Origin of the sequence: Actinomycetospora endophytica (assembly GCF_021026375.1) — a bacterium.
Taxonomy (GTDB): Bacteria; Actinomycetota; Actinomycetes; order Mycobacteriales; family Pseudonocardiaceae; genus Actinomycetospora; species Actinomycetospora endophytica.
In genome coordinates this window covers 148,658-162,957 of sequence record NZ_JAJNDB010000005.1, presented here as the reverse complement: position 1 = coordinate 162,957, position 14,300 = coordinate 148,658, and the positions used below count along the sequence as shown (strand labels likewise).

Genomic DNA, 14,300 nt, shown 5'->3' with positions numbered 1-14,300 from the left:
GCGGGCCGCTCCCGTCCGGGACGAACGACTCGTTCGTGGCAATAGACGCCACGAACGAGTCGTTCGTCCCGGGGAGGGGCGGACTACGACTAGGACGCGGAGGCGAGCACCTCGTCGAGCACGCCGTTCCGCGCGTCGGCGACGAGGTCGGCCAGCTGGCCGAGGCTCATCTGGATGCGCTGACCGAAGTCGTCGGTGATCACCACACGGCGCTCGTCGTCGGCGGCGGGGTCGAGGTAGAGCTCCGGGCAGCCGCAGTTGCACTGGCCGCAGAACGTCGCGACGTGCTGCAGTCCTGCGGTTCCGGTCGTGGCCGGGTCCATCGCGTCCTCCTCGTGGCGGGTGGTCCGCCGACCGTAGGCAGCCCGGACTGAATCGTGAACGACCCCGTCCGGGTGATCACTGCGAGCGACGGAGGCTCAGTGCGAGCCCGATCTCCGACGCTCCACGGAGCAGGAAGCCCAGGCCGGCGAGCAGGGCGATCGTGCCCACGGCGGCACTGAAGTTGAACAGCAGGATCACCGCGGCGAGCAGCGCGAGGACACCCATGGCGATGTTCCAGCCGCGGTGCTCGGGCGTGCGCGTGGCGACGAAGAGGTCGTTGATGCCCACGAACAGGAACCACAGCAGCAGGCCGACGACGAGGATCACGACCCCCGCGCCCGGGTGGAAGATCACGAAGATGCCGGCGAGCGCGGTGATGATCCCGAAGATCACCACCCACCACCGGCCGGGCGCACCGTGCTGGACACGTAGCGCGGTGGTGGTCTCGATGATCCCGGAGATCACGAGCCCGATCCCCAGGAAGAGCGCGAGGACGAGCACCGTGGCGCCCGGGAACACGAGTGCGACGAGGCCGACGATGACGCCGAGGATGCCGTCGGCGAGGATCCAGCCCCACCGCTTGGCGACGTCCGGGGAACCGATGGTGGACGAGGTCATGTCACGGTGAGTACACCACCGGCGGGCCGCTGACCAGGGAGATCCGGCGAACGGCGGGCAGATCCGCGGTGCGGGAAGGAGTGCTGGTGCGGCGTGTGACGCAGTGGCGACGCTGGGTGCCGATCGCGATGCTCGCGGTGGTCGTCGCCGCCGGCTCCGCGGGGTGCGCGGACGCCCCGGTGGCCCCGTCGTCGGGAGGTTCCGCAGCCCCGTCGTCGGGAGGTCCCGGGGTCCCGACGACGACCGCGCCGGCGCCTGCCGCGGTGGCCGCGCTCGACACCGGCTACGCCCGGATGATGCTCGGGCACCACGAGCAGGCGCTGGAGCTGTCCGCGCTGGTGGCCGGCCGGTCGTCGTCGCCCGACGTCGCGGATCTCGCGTTCCGGATCGACCGTGCCCAGGTCGAGGAGGTCGGCCAGCTCGAGGGGTTCCTGCGGGTGCGCGGGGCGCCGACCGGTCCGCCGCCGGGGATGGCGGGGATGGACGGGATGGCGGACGCCGCGACGCTCGCGCGGCTCCGGACGTTGCGGGGACCGGCGTTCGACCGGCTCTGGCTCCGGACGATGACCGCCCACCACGAGGGCGCCCTCACGATGGCCCGTGACCAGCTCGCGGCCACCGGGGGAGTGGCGTCGACCTCGGCGCTCGCCGAGTTCTCCCGGACGCTGCTCGTCGCCCAGCAGGCCGAGATCGATCGGATGCGTGTCCTGCTCGGGCCGTGATCGAACGAACTGCCGGGAACCGGACAGGGCCCCACAGCGACCCGATACCTGTGGAGCGGCTCGCAGGCACCCGACGGCGGATCGCGGCAGCGGTGTTCGTCGCGCTGCTCTGTGGGCTGTTCGGGTGGGTCGCGGCGGTCCCGGCCTCGGCGCACGCGATGCTCGACCGGACCTCGCCGGGTGCGGACACCGTCGTCGCGCGTGCCCCCGGGACCGTGAGCGTGACCTTCAGCGAGGCCGTGACCGTCGTACCCGGATCGGTGCGGGTGTACGACGGCGCCCTGCACGAGGTCGACACCGGCGCCGCCGCGCACGTCGACGGCGACCCGACCACGGTCGGCGTCGGGGTGGAGCCCGCCCTGGCGGCCGGCACGTACACCGTCACCTGGCGCGTGGTCTCCGCGGACTCGCACCCGGTCTCGGGCGGCTTCCGGTTCTCGGTGGGCCATCCCGGACCGACTGCCGCGCCACCGCCGCCGGAGAGCGGGGGAGGTGCGGCGGGTGCGCTGCTCGCCGTCGCGCGGTTCGTCGAGTACGTGGGACTCGCGGCGGTCGGCGGCGCTGCCGTGCTCGTGGCGCTGCGGGGTGCGGGGGCCGACGTCGAGGTCCAGCGCCGGGCCCGCCGCGGCGTGGTGGCCGGCTGGTGGGCGCTGCTCGTCGGGACCGCGCTCGCGCTGCTGCTGCAGGGGCCGGACGCCGCGGGGGTCGGGCTCGGCTCCGTGCTCGACCCGACGGTGCTGGCGACCGCGGTCGACTCCCCGACGGGCGGGCTCCTGCTCGCGCGCCTGGTGCTCGTGCTCGTCGCCGGGGCGGCGGGACGTCGGCTGGTGGCGGCGGTCCCGGTCGCCGAGGCGCCGCCGCCGGCGGGGGAGCGCGCCGTGCTCGTGACCGTGGCGCTGGTCGCGGCGGCGGCGACGTTCTCGGCCTCCGGTCACGCGGGGGTCGACGCCCCGGTGGTGCTCGGGCTGGCGGTCGACCTCGCGCACCTCACCGCGATGTCGCTGTGGATCGGCGGGCTCGTCGTGCTGCTGCTGGCGCTGCGGCGCCGGGCCGAGGCGACGATCCTCGCGCCGGTCGCGGCGGTGCTCCCGCGCTTCTCGCGGGGGGCGCAGATCGCGGTGGGGGTGATCGTCGCGACCGGGCTGTACCAGACCTGGCGCGACGTCGTCGAGCCCGGCGCCCTGGTCACGACGACCTACGGGTGGCTGCTGATCGCCAAGGTCGCCGCGGTCGTCGTCCTGCTCGTGCTGGGTGATCGCGCGCGGCGGCTGGTCGCGGGTCGGTTGGTCGCCCGGCCGGTGACGGTGCCGCGGCGGGGTACGGAGCGCGCGGCGGCTCCGGGTCGGCCGCGCAGCTTCGCGCTCTCGCTGGGCCCGGCGCCGTCGTCGTCGAACCCGGCGCCCGCGTCGTCGGAAACCGAGTCCGAACCGTCGGAACCGCCCGAACCCCCGTCGTCAGGATGGCGCCGTTCTGACGTCAGACGTCAGCAACGGACCATCGCTGACGGCCCACCACCCCCCGGCCTCGACCTCCCGTCGGCGTCGACCCTGCGCCGGGGGCTGCTGGCGGAGGCGGCGATCGCCGTCGTCGTGCTCGCGGTGACCGCCGTGCTCGTCGGCTCGCCGCAGGCCACCGAGACCTACGCCCCGGCGTTCACCAGCACCGCGACCGCCGGCGGCCTCGCGCTCACCACCGACGTCGACGCCGCCCACACCGGCTCGACGGCGGTCCACCTGACCGGGCGCGACTCCGCCGGCCGGGCCGTGCCGGTGTCCGTCGTCGAGGCGTCGCTGACGCTCCCCGCCCAGGGCATCGGGCCGCTGCCGGTCACCGCCGCGCCCGGTCCCGGCGGCCGGGTCGGCGCGCCGCTGTCGTTCGCCGTCCCGGGTGACTGGGCGCTCGACGTGACCGTCGCGAGCCCCGTCGCACCGCCCACGCTCTTCCGGGTCGTGATCCCCGTCCGCTGACCCGTCGCCGTCGTCCCCGCAGGAGAAGGAGCCCGTCGAAGTGAATCCCCGTCCCCGCCGCGCCCTGGCGCGCCTCGGCGCCGTCGTCGCCGTGGGCGCCGCGCTGCTCGCCCTCGGCGCCATCCCGGCGTCCGCCCACATCCGTGTCTCGGCCGACGGCGGCGCCGCGGCCGGCTCCTACGCCCAGCTCGCGTTCCGGGTGCCGACCGAGAAGGACACCGCGTCGACCACGGCCGTGCAGATCTTCCTGCCGGCCGACCAGCCGCTCGCGTCGGTCTCGGTCCAGCCGCACCCGGGGTGGACCGCCACGGTGAACAAGAAGACGCTCGCGCAGCCGCTGCAGACCGACGACGGCCCGGTGAACCAGGTCGTCAGCGACGTCGTGTTCACCGCCCAGAGCCCGACGACGGCGATCGCGCCGGGCCAGTTCGACGAGTTCTCGCTGCTGGTCGGGCCGCTGCCGAACGCGCCCTCGCTCGCGTTCCCGGCGAACCAGACCTACAGCGACGGGTCGGTCGTCGCGTGGAACGAGTCGGCCGCGCCGGGTGCTCCGGAGCCGGAGCACCCGTCCCCGTCGCTGACGATCGGGGCCGCCGGGTCCGACGAGGGGGCCGCGGCGACCACGTCCGACAGCGGCTCGTCGTCCACGCCCGCGCTGGTCATCGGGATCATCGCGCTGGTGCTCTCCGTCGTCGCGATCGTGCTGCTCGGGGTGGCGCTGCTGCGGGGGCGGCGAACCTAGGTGGCCTTCGGCCTGGTGAGCAGTAAGTGACGCCATAGCGTCACTTACTGCTCACGGGCGCGGAGCGCACCTCCGAGCGAACCGAACCGTTGGGCCAGACGGACACCGGACGACAACGTCGCCGTCCCCACCGTCCGCATCGGAGAGTTCGCTGACCTTCACCGCGCCGACCGAGGCGATCCGGCCGCAGCCGCCGGAAGCTCCCGGAACGGCGACCGGGGCCGCAGGGGGACGGGGTGCCGCCGAGCGGGCCCGAGCCCGGCGTATCGCCCGGCTCGTCGTCGTGCTGGCCGCACTCGTCACGGGGATCGCCGCGGCTGTGGTGGCCGCGCAGGTCCCGGGGGCGCCCGTCGAGTCGTCGACCTCGACGGTGACCTGGCCGCGCGAGGGCCAGGCCCCGAAGCCGACGACGATGTTCCTGGTCCCGTACCGCCCGGCGTCGCTCGACGCCACGGTCCCGTGCTCGGACATCCGCGCGGCGAAGGGCCGGCCCGCCGCGACCACGATGCTGGCGACCGTGATCGGCGCCCCGGCCGACGGCCTCGTCGTCCGGACCCGACCGGCCTCGGGCACGGACCCGGCGGCCGTGGAGGTGATCGCGAGCGGGCGGGTCGTGCCGGTGGACGTGCCGGCCGACCGCTGCGATCTGCGGATCCACGCCGACTCGGCGGGTCTCACCGTGACCGTCGGGAACCAGGCCCGCCCGGCTGTGACCCTCCCCGGGGACCCGGTCCCCCAGGTGTTCGCCGCCACCACGGATCTCACCGGTGCCGACGCGACCGGGCTCGCGCTCACCGCACGGACCCCGTCGTGGTTCGACAACGCCCCCACCCCGCAGAAGACCGGTCTCATCGCCGCCCAGTACGAGCTGGCCGCCGTCGCGCTGCTGCTCGTGGTGCTGGCACGTCTCCTGACGCCCACCGAGCCTCCGGGTCGGACGTTCGCCGAGCTGCGGGCGGGGCGGGGGCTCGCGATCGTCCGGACCCGGGCGCGCCGGACGGCCCGCCGGCTGGGGGCCGGTCTGCGCAGACCGGTGGTGGCGGCCCGGCTCGCGGTCGACGCCGGGGTCGCCCTGACCCTCGCGTGGTGGTCGATCGTCGGGCCGCTCACCGACGACGACGGGTTCGCGTCGGTGATCGCCCGGCAGATCGGCGACGGCGACGTCGCCAACTACTACCGGTGGTTCGACGCCTCCGAGCAACCGTTCGCGTCCGGCCAACGGGTGCTGTCGCTGTTCACCGACCAGGGAATCGCCCCGATCGCGCTGCGCACCCCGAGCGTGCTCGCGGGCTTCGCGCTGTGGCTGGTGCTGACCCGCGGGGTGCTGCGCCCGCTGCTCGGCGCGGCGGGCCGCTCGGTCGCGGTGCGGGTGCTCGCCGCCCTGGCCCTCGGCGTCTGGTGGCTGCCCTACGACCTGGGGACCCGGCCGGAAGCGCTGGTGGCGCTCGGGACCACCGTGGTCGCCGCGCTCGTGCTGCGGGCCGCCGACGGCGTCGACCGGCCCCGCGCCCACCCGGTCGCGCTGATCGCGGGGGCGGTGCTGGTCGCCGGACTGACGGTGACCGTCGCACCCTCGGGGCTGCTCGCGGCGGCTCCGTTCGTGCTGTGCCTGCCCCGCCTCCTGCGGGCGCTGACCGACCCGGCGTCGCCGCGCGAGGAGGGACGCGTCGCGCGGGTGACGCGCGTCCTGCTGCCGGTGGCGCACCTCGCCGTGATCGCGGGGCTCGCGACCGTCGCGGTCGTCGTCGTGTTCGCCCACCAGTCCTGGCACGGCGTCCAGGTCGCGACCGACATCCACCAGCAGATCGGCCCGAACCAGCCCTGGTACGCCGAGTGGTTGCGCTACGGCTACCTGTTCGGCGAGGACTCCTGGGGCGCGGCGGCGAAGCGGGTGCCGGTGATCGTCGGGCTGGTGCTGGCCGGGACCGGTCTCGTCCTGCTCGCACGCGGGTCGGGTCGGGACGGGGTCCTCGGGCGGGGGTCCGTGCTCCTGCTGGGTCTGCTCCCGGTCGGGTTCGGGCTGCTCGCCGTGACCCCCTCGAAGTGGTCCCACCACTTCGGCGCGCTGGCGGGGTACGGCGCGATCGGCGTCGTGGCCGTCCTGGTCGCGCTGTGGCGGGCCGCGCGGGAGCGTGACCCCGTCGTCGCCGCGACGGGTGGCGCCGCCACGCTGGCGCTCGCCCTCGGAGCGGCGTTCGCGTTCGCCGGGCCCAACGCCTGGTGGGGCTACTCGGGGTTCGGGATGCCGGGCGCGACGGGGCCGCAGCGCCCGTTCGACTCGCCGGTCCTGTGGCTCGCCCTCGCCGTCGGGGTCGCGGCGGCGGCCGTCGTCGTCCGGTGGCTCCGCCCGGGCCGGGACGTTCCCGACGACGGCGGGACGGACGACGGCGTTCCCGACGACCGCGGGGCGGGCCGGGTCCCGGTCCTGCGGTCCGCCGCCCTCGCGGCCGCGCCGCTGGTTCCCGCGATGACCGCCGTCGCGGTGGCCCTGACGTCGGTGCTGCTGCTCGTCTCGTCGTTCTCGACCGCCGCCGACCGGGGCGGGCGGTACTCGCTCGGCGAGCAGAACCGGGCCGCGGTCGCCGATCCGACGAGCCCGGCGGCCTGCGGTCTGCAGGACCGCGTGCAGGTCCTGCAGACCGCTCCCGGCGGTCCGCTGACCCCGGCCGGCGACTCGAAGGCCACCATGACGGGGTTCGTCGCCGACGGGGGAGCGATCGACCCGCCGCCGCGGCGCCCGGACCAGACCGACGGGAGCGACGGCACCGCCGACACCCGCGACGCCCGCTACAGCTGGGGCAGCCACGCCGACGGCGACGGCACCGTCGGGACCCTCACCACCCCCTGGTTCGGCCTGCCCCGTCCCCGTGCCGGCCAGGAGCTCGGCGTCGACGTCGCCGGTCGGACGTCCGACGGTGAGTCGCTGACCTGGGAGTTCCAGCGGGGGGACCGCCTGCTGGGCAGCCGTCCCGTCACCGAGCCCGCGGAGCCCGACCGCGGCTACCGCGGGTACGCCGCGGACGCGCGGCAGGCCGGGCTGCAGGACCGATCCCAGGAGCAGGAGCGCTGGCGCACGGTCACCCTCACCCCCGACGAGATCCCCGACGGGGCCGACCAGGTCCGGCTGCACGCCGTCGACGACCGCACCGACAGCGGCGGCTGGGTCGCGCTGACGGGACCGCGGATCATCGACGTCGTGCCGTTGGATCGGTGGCTGGCCCGGCGGGCCCCGGTCCTCGTGGACTGGGCGGTCGCGTTCGCCTGGCCGTGCGCGGGGGCGCTGCCGCGGGTCGGGGACGGGGTCGCGCAGACCCCGGGAGCGTTCATCACCGCCCCGACCGCACCCGACGACCCGCTCCCGGGCGAGCGGACCACGAACACGAGCCCGCCCGGCGACATCGTCCCCGAGCGCTGGACCCTCGGTCCGGACAGCCTCGCCACCGGGAAGGACTCCGGCGGGAGCTTCGCGGGCCTCGCCGTCGACGGCTCCCTGCGGGAGCTCGACACCCGGCTGCCGGACGAACCCGGCCGCCGGTGGGGCCGGGTCCTTGTCCCGGACTTCGAGGACCTCGGGACCGACGGGTACGACGTCGCGCGGGACACCCGGACGACGCCGGGCACCACCGGCGACCCGTCCCCGGTCGTGGATCCGGAGTCCGACTCCGCGCCCACGCAGTCGACCCTCAGGTAGCGGGCTAGCGGTATCGATGCTCCAGCTCCCGGATCTCGTCGATCCCCACGACCTGCGTGAACGCGTCCAGCCCACCGATCCCGCCCGACGCGGCGGTCAGGTCGCCCAGGGCGATGCTCGGCGACCCGTCCTCGTGCAGCCGCTGCAGCATCCCGCGCACCCCGGACGCCGCCGCGAGCAGCGTCGACACCGGGTAGAGCACCAGCGCGAAGCCCAGGTCGCGCAGCCGCTGCAAGGGGGGCAGCGGGGTGCGGCCCCCCTCGGCACCGTTGAACACCAGCCGGTGCCCCGACAGCGCGGTCGCCACCTTCTCGAGCGCCTCGTCCGAGGTGGGCGCCTCGACGAAGAGCAGGTCGGCGCCCGCGTCGGCGAAGGCCCGCGCCCGGTCGATCGCGGCGTCGACGCCGTGCTGCTGGGCGGCGTCGGTGCGGGCGATGAGGACCAGGTCGGGGTCGGTGCGGGCGTCGACCGCCGCGCGGATCTTGGCCACCATCTCGGGCAGCGGCACGACCTCCTTGCCCGCGAGGTGCCCGCACTTCTTCGGCATCACCTGGTCCTCGAGGTGCAGCCCCGCGACCCCGGCCTGCTCGTACTCCCGGATCGTGCGGATGACGTTGATCGGGTTGCCGTAGCCGGTGTCCGCGTCGGCGATCAGCGGGACGTCGACCACCCCGGCCATCCGCCGCGCGTTGTCGACCATCTCCGCCTGGCCGAGCAGCCCGACGTCGGGCCGGCCGAGCAACGACGCGGTGGTCCCGAAGCCCGTCATGTAGACGACGTCGAACCCCGCCTGCTCGACGAGCCGAGCGGTGAGCGCGTCGTAGGCCCCGGGGGCGACGACGGGTCGTTCCCCGTCGAGCAGGGCCCGGAGGCGGGCGCGCCGGTCGCGGGGGTGACTGAGCAGGTCGGCCATGACCTCGTCCCTTCGTTGTGTACAACGGGCGGCGTATGCCTTGTTGTCGACGTGTTAGCACCCTAGTTTGCGTACAACCCACCGGGGAGGTGCGATGACGACGACGGCGGGCGCGTCCCGCGCCTCCGAGCGCGCGCAGGCCGCCCTGCGCGAGGCGATCCTCGGCGGCGAACTGGCCCCGGGCGCGCACCTCGGCGAGGTCGAGCTGGCCGAGCGGCTCGGGGTGTCCCGCACGCCGGTGCGCGAGGCGCTCGCGCGGCTGGCGGCCGAGGGGCTGGTCGAGGCGCACGCCCACCGTGGCGCGCGGGTGGTGTCGTTCTCACCCGAGGACCTCGACGGCATCTTCGACGTCCGGCTCGCGCTGGAGCCGCGGGCCACCGGCCGGGCGGCCGCCCGCGCCACCGCCGCGGACCTCGATGCGCTCGACGACCTCGCCGCCCGGATGCTCGCCGTCGGAACCCGCGGCCCGGCGCAGGACCTCGACGCGCTCGTCGGGCTCAACCGCGAGTTCCACGCCCGCCTGCTCGACGTCGCCGCCGCGCCCGCGCTCTCCGCCGCGCTCGGGAACGTCGTGCACGCCCCCGTCGTGCTCCGGACCTTCCACACCTACGACCCGGCCTCCCTCGCGCGCAGCCTCGCCCACCACGCCGAGATCGTCGCGGCGCTGCGCGCGGGAGATGCGGACTGGGCGTCGTCGGTGATGCGCAGCCACCTGGGCAACGCCCGTGCGGTGATGGTGGGGTCACGGTCATGAGCGCGAATCCGCACGGCGGCTCGTTCGCCGGCCGCGTCGGCTGGGGAGCGCGCCCCGCCGTCGTCGTCGTAGATCTCGTCCGGGCCTACGTCGAGGACGGCGGACCGTTCTTCCTCGGCGGGGAGGACCCGACGACGCCGGGTCGGGTCGTCGACGCGTGCGGCGCGCTGGTCGACGTCGCCCGGTCCGCCGGTGTCCCCGTCGTGTGGACCGTCGTGCGCTACGCCCCGGACCTCGCCGACGCCGGGTTCTTCGCGGTCAAGGTGCCCGCCCTCGCCTGCTTCGCCGAGGGTGCCGACGGCGGGTGGGGCGAGCTCGCGCTGGCGCCCGCGGCGGACGAGTCGGTGCTGGTCAAGCAGCACGCGTCGTCGTTCGCGGGCACCTCGTTGGCGGCGACGCTGCGCGCGCGGAGCGTGGACACGGTCGTGGTCGCGGGTGTCTCGACGTCGGGCTGTGTGCGGGCCACCGGGACGGATGCGCTCGCGGCCGGGTTCCGCCCGATCGTCGTCGAGGAGGCCTGCGGGGACCGGACCGCGGCCCTGCACCGCCAGAACCTCGCCGATCTCGACGCGAAGTACGCCGACGTCGTCGATCTCGCGAGCGCTCTCGAGGCGCTCGGCCGGTAGGCCGCGCCAAGGCGGGCCCCGGGGCTCCGGATGAGGTCACCGTGAGCCCGGAACGGGACGTTTGCTGATCATGAGGCCTATTCGGACGCCGCTGCTCGACGCACTCGGCGCAACGGTGTACTCCGGAGAGGAACGACGCGCCTGGGGGCCGACGCGCCGCCGCACCATCTTCAGCACCGAGGAGCGTGATGGCGATGACCGACCGTCCCATGACCGACCGCCGACACCTGGTGAGCGACCCGCCGTCGCACTGCTGGGAGGTGCGCGGGTGGATGCCGCCGCCGGGGGCCGCGGACGACCGCGAGGGGTGGCGCACGGTCGCGTTCACGGCGACCCACGACGACGCGGTGGTGGTGGCGAACGCCCTGGTCGCGGGTGGCGCGCACCCGTACGCGTACGTGGAGGTCTGGGGTCCGCCCGAGATCGACGGCGGCCGGTCGCACGTCTGCGACCGGTTCCCGGAACCGTCGAGCGCCGAGCGCCGCGAGATGTGGCTGCAGGCCGCGTCGGCGACGTACACCGCCGACACGCGCCAGTAGGTGCGACTCCGTCGCCTGTGAGCACTAAGTGACGCCATAGCGTCACTTAGTGCTCACGAGCGCGCAGCGCACCTAGGATGCGGATCATGACGGCCGTTCGCATCGCCAACTGTGCCGGCTGGCTCTGGGACCGGTTCTCGGGGCTGCGTGACGCGCTCGCGGGGCCGGTCGACGTCGTCACCGGGGACTACCTCGCCGAGCCGACGCTGCGCCAGCTCGCCCTGGAGAAGCAGAAGGATCCGTCCCGTGGGTACGCGCGCAGCTTCCTCGCGCAGTTCACCGACGCCGTGGACCTGCTCGTCGAGCGCCGCGCACGCCTCGTCGTCGACGCCGGCGGGCTGAACCCGGCGGGTCTCGCCGCGGAGTGCCGCCGGGTCGTCGCGGAGGCGGGGCACGCCCTCGTCGTCGCGCACGTCGAGGGCGACGACGTCCTGACCGGCGTGGCCGAGGGCGCGTTCGGCGCGCTGGAGAACCTCGACGACGGCCGGCCGCTCGCCGATTGGGGCCACGAGCCCGGCACCGCCAACGCCTACCTCGGCGGCTGGGGGATCACCGCCGCGCTGGCGGCGGGCGCCGACGTCGTCGTCACCGGCCGGGTCACCGACGCGTCGCTGACGTCGGGTGTGGCCGCCTGGTGGCACGGCTGGTCGGTCGAGGACACCTCGCCGGAGGCGTGGGACCGGCTGGCCGGCGCGGTCGCGGCCGCGCACATCATCGAGTGCGGCCCGCAGGCCACCGGCGGCAACTTCTCCGGGTTCACGACGGTGCCGCGGGTCGAGGACCTCGGCTACCCGATCGCCGAGATCGCTGCCGACGGCACCGCGGTGATCACCAAGCACGACGTCGCGGGCGGGATGGTCACCACCGACACCGTCACCGCACAGCTGCTCTACGAGATCCAGGGCCCGACCTACCTCAACCCGGACGTCACGGTGGACCTGTCCGACGTCGTCGTCGAGCAGGACGGCCCGGACCGGGTGTCGCTCACCGGGGTCCGTGGCTCGCCGCCCTCGCCGACGACGAAGCTCGCGATCACCGCGCCGGGCGGGTTCGAGTCGAGCGTGTCCTTCTACGCGACCGGGCTCGACCTGGAGGCCAAGGCCGACCTGCTGCGCACGCACGTGGAGCGGATCACGGCGCCGTTGGAGCTTTCCCTGCTGCGGTTCGACCGCATCGGTGTCCCCGTCGAGGACCCGTCCGACCAGTGGGCGGCCGCCCAGCAGATCCTGGTCACGGCGCAGGCGGCCGATCGCTCGCAGGTCGGCGCGGAGGGCTTCATCGCTCCGCTGACGGGCATGTTCCTGCCGGGCTATCCGGGGCTGTACGTGAATCCGTTGCGGGTCGCGACCCCGGTGGTCGAGTACTGGCCGACGCTGGTGCCGACCGACGCGCTGGCCCACGAGGTGGTGCCGGCCGACGGTGCCCGGGTGCCGGTGAAGGACACGCCGGTGCGCTCGCCGTTCGGTGGGCAGCCGGCCTCGGTGCCCGCGCCCGCCGTCGTCGGGACCCTGCCGGAGACGCGACGCGCGCCGCTCGGGTACGTCGCCCACGGCCGGTGCGGCGACAAGGGCGGCAACTCCAACGTCGGGTTCTGGCCGATCGGCTCCTCCGACGAGGCGTGGGAATGGCTGCGCTCGACGGTGTCCGTCGAGCGGATCCGCGCGCTCTACCCGGAGGCCGCCGACGCCGTCGTCGAACGGCACGAGTTCCCCGGGCTGCGGGCGGTGCACCTGGTGATCCACGGGGTGCTGGGGAAGGGGGCGTCGTCGAACGGGCGGCCCGACATCGCCGGCAAGGCGGTGGCGGAGTTCCTGCGCGCGCGGCACGTCGACGTGCCGGTGTCGCTGTTGGCGGAGGTCGGGCATGAGTGAGCTGACGACGCGGCTCGAGACGGCCTGGGCGGATCCGGTCACCGCCGAGGAACCGTTCGACCTGCGTGGTGAGCTCGAGTCGGTGCTCGGCGGGGTCGGGCTGGCCGTCGACGACGCCGGGGGAGAGGTCACGACGACGGGTGCGGACCCGGTCGTGCCCTCACCGATCCGGATCGGCGGCGCGGCGACGATCGGCCTGCTGACGAAGTCGATCGCCGCGGCGGCCGTGCACCGGTGGCGGGGCGGGCCGGGTCAGGACATCCACGTCGACCTCCGCCGCTCGCCCCATCGGCTCTGCCCGTTCTACGACCGCCGGTGGGAGTTCCTCGGGCGCTACCCGGTGTCCTCGTCGTTGGAGCGGGGCAACGCGATGGCGTTCTCGTTCTTCCGGTGCGCCGACGGGCGGTGGGTGCTGCCGCAGAACATGTACGCCGGGCTGCGGCAGCGGGCCGAGGGGCTGCTCGGGGTCCCGCTGTCGAAGGAGCGGGTGGCCGCGGCGATCGCCGAGTGGGAGGCCCCGACGCTCGAGGAGGCGGCGGCCGAGGCGGGGTGCGTCATGCCGATGGCGCGCTCGGTGCCGGAGTTCCTCGCCGAGCCGCAGTACCGCGACGTCCTGGCCGATCTCCCCCTGATCGAGCTGACCCGCGTGGGCGATGCACCGCCGACGCCGCTCCCGCCGGCCGGGGAGGCGCCGTTCTCCGGGCTGCGCGCGCTCGGCATGGGGCACGTCATTGCGGGCGCCGGGTTCGGCCGGTCGTTCGCGCTGCACGGGGCGGACGTGCTCAACCTGTGGCGCCCCGCCGAGGGTGAGCACGAGACGATGCACGCGTCGGCGGACGTCGGGATGCGCTCGGCGTGGCTCGACCCGCGGGCCGACCGGTCGGTGCTCTCCGAGCTGGTCTCGGACGCCGACGTCTTCTTCCACAACCGCCGCCCCGCGTTCCCGTCCGAGATCGGGTTCACGCCCGAGGAGGCCTGCGCGGAGAAGCCCGGGTTGATCTACGTGACGGTGTCGCTGCACGGGCTGGCCGGGCCGTGGGCGGGACGTCCGGGGTTCGACCAGTCGGCGGGCTCCGTCGCCGGGATGATGCTGCTCGAGGGCTCGGCGGAGCGGCCGCGGCTGCCGCCGATCGTCGTCGTGAACGACTACATCGTGCCGTGGCTCGCGCAGGCCGGGGTGGCGGCGGCGCTGCGCCGGCGGGCCGAGGAGGGCGGGTCGTGGCACGTGCACGTGTCGCTGACCCGCGTGGCGCTGTGGATCCTCTCGCTGGGGATCTTCGACAAGCAGTGGGCGCACTCGGTGGCCGGGACGCCGGGGAGCCACGAGTACCTCGACCCGGAGACGTTCACCGCGGCGACCCCGCTGGGCGAGTACCGGGGCGTGGCCGACCAGGTGTCGATGTCGGCCACTCCCGGCCGCTACGACCCGGTGCTGGAACCGAGGGGCTCCGCCCCATGTGAATGGATTTGGTCGTCATAGCAGCAAAATCTGTTCACATGGGAGCCGAAGGCTCCCACGTTCCGTCGAAGAGA

At 74.8% G+C, this 14,300-nt stretch carries 12 protein-coding genes; 9 read left to right on the top strand and 3 right to left on the bottom strand.

All coding sequences use genetic code 11. The features are described 5' to 3' along the window. Window positions 1-89: 89 nt before the first annotated feature. Together LQ327_RS21760 and LQ327_RS21755 are read right to left on the bottom strand one after the other, a co-directional pair. Window positions 90-323: a hypothetical protein gene (locus LQ327_RS21760; protein ID WP_230737860.1), complete on the bottom strand. Its 234-nt coding sequence runs from the start codon at window positions 321-323 to the stop codon at window positions 90-92. Window positions 324-399: 76 nt separating this feature from the next. Next, complete coding sequence (locus tag LQ327_RS21755) at window positions 400-942, bottom strand: HdeD family acid-resistance protein (RefSeq protein ID WP_230737859.1); 543 nt, start codon at window positions 940-942, stop codon at window positions 400-402. Window positions 943-1,028: 86 nt separating this feature from the next. On the opposite strand from LQ327_RS21755, the gene LQ327_RS21750 reads away from it, so the two are divergent. From LQ327_RS21750 to LQ327_RS21735, 4 genes are all read left to right on the top strand, one after another. Then, complete coding sequence (locus LQ327_RS21750) at window positions 1,029-1,664, top strand: DUF305 domain-containing protein (RefSeq protein WP_230737858.1); 636 nt, start codon at window positions 1,029-1,031, stop codon at window positions 1,662-1,664. A gap of 50 nt (window positions 1,665-1,714) precedes the next feature. Continuing rightward, window positions 1,715-3,631 carry a copper resistance CopC/CopD family protein gene (locus LQ327_RS21745; RefSeq protein WP_230737857.1) on the top strand — a complete coding sequence of 639 codons (1,917 nt, stop codon included), beginning with the start codon at window positions 1,715-1,717 and terminating at the stop codon, window positions 3,629-3,631. Window positions 3,632-3,671: 40 nt separating this feature from the next. Next, window positions 3,672-4,373: a YcnI family copper-binding membrane protein gene (locus LQ327_RS21740; protein ID WP_230737856.1), complete on the top strand. Its 702-nt coding sequence runs from the start codon at window positions 3,672-3,674 to the stop codon at window positions 4,371-4,373. Between the two features lie 283 nt (window positions 4,374-4,656). After that, window positions 4,657-8,064 carry an arabinosyltransferase domain-containing protein gene (locus LQ327_RS21735; protein WP_230737855.1) on the top strand — a complete coding sequence of 1,136 codons (3,408 nt, stop codon included), beginning with the start codon at window positions 4,657-4,659 and terminating at the stop codon, window positions 8,062-8,064. A 4-nt stretch (window positions 8,065-8,068) separates the two neighbouring features. On the opposite strand, the gene LQ327_RS21730 is transcribed toward LQ327_RS21735, so the two are convergent. Beyond that, complete coding sequence (locus tag LQ327_RS21730) at window positions 8,069-8,977, bottom strand: isocitrate lyase/PEP mutase family protein (protein WP_230737854.1); 909 nt, start codon at window positions 8,975-8,977, stop codon at window positions 8,069-8,071. Between the two features lie 94 nt (window positions 8,978-9,071). On the opposite strand from LQ327_RS21730, the gene LQ327_RS21725 reads away from it, so the two are divergent. From LQ327_RS21725 to LQ327_RS21705, 5 genes are all read left to right on the top strand, one after another. Then, window positions 9,072-9,731, top strand: coding sequence for a GntR family transcriptional regulator (locus LQ327_RS21725; RefSeq protein ID WP_230737853.1), 660 nt, complete (start codon window positions 9,072-9,074; stop codon window positions 9,729-9,731). Next, a complete protein-coding gene (locus tag LQ327_RS21720; RefSeq protein ID WP_230737852.1) occupies window positions 9,728-10,357 on the top strand; it encodes an isochorismatase family protein in 630 nt (209 codons plus the stop codon). Before LQ327_RS21725 ends, LQ327_RS21720 begins: the two co-directional genes overlap by 4 nt. 194 nt (window positions 10,358-10,551) lie before the next feature. After that, the gene (locus LQ327_RS21715; protein WP_230737851.1) at window positions 10,552-10,896 is read left to right on the top strand and encodes a hypothetical protein; all 345 of its coding nucleotides are present in this window, start codon (window positions 10,552-10,554) and stop codon (window positions 10,894-10,896) included. Window positions 10,897-10,982: 86 nt separating this feature from the next. Beyond that, window positions 10,983-12,767, top strand: a complete 1,785-nt coding sequence (locus tag LQ327_RS21710; protein ID WP_230737850.1) for an acyclic terpene utilization AtuA family protein — start codon at window positions 10,983-10,985, stop codon at window positions 12,765-12,767. Next, window positions 12,760-14,247 (top strand): CoA transferase, encoded by a 1,488-nt coding sequence (locus LQ327_RS21705; RefSeq protein WP_230737849.1) that lies wholly within the window; start codon window positions 12,760-12,762, stop codon window positions 14,245-14,247. Before LQ327_RS21710 ends, LQ327_RS21705 begins: the two co-directional genes overlap by 8 nt. Window positions 14,248-14,300: the final 53 nt, after the last annotated feature.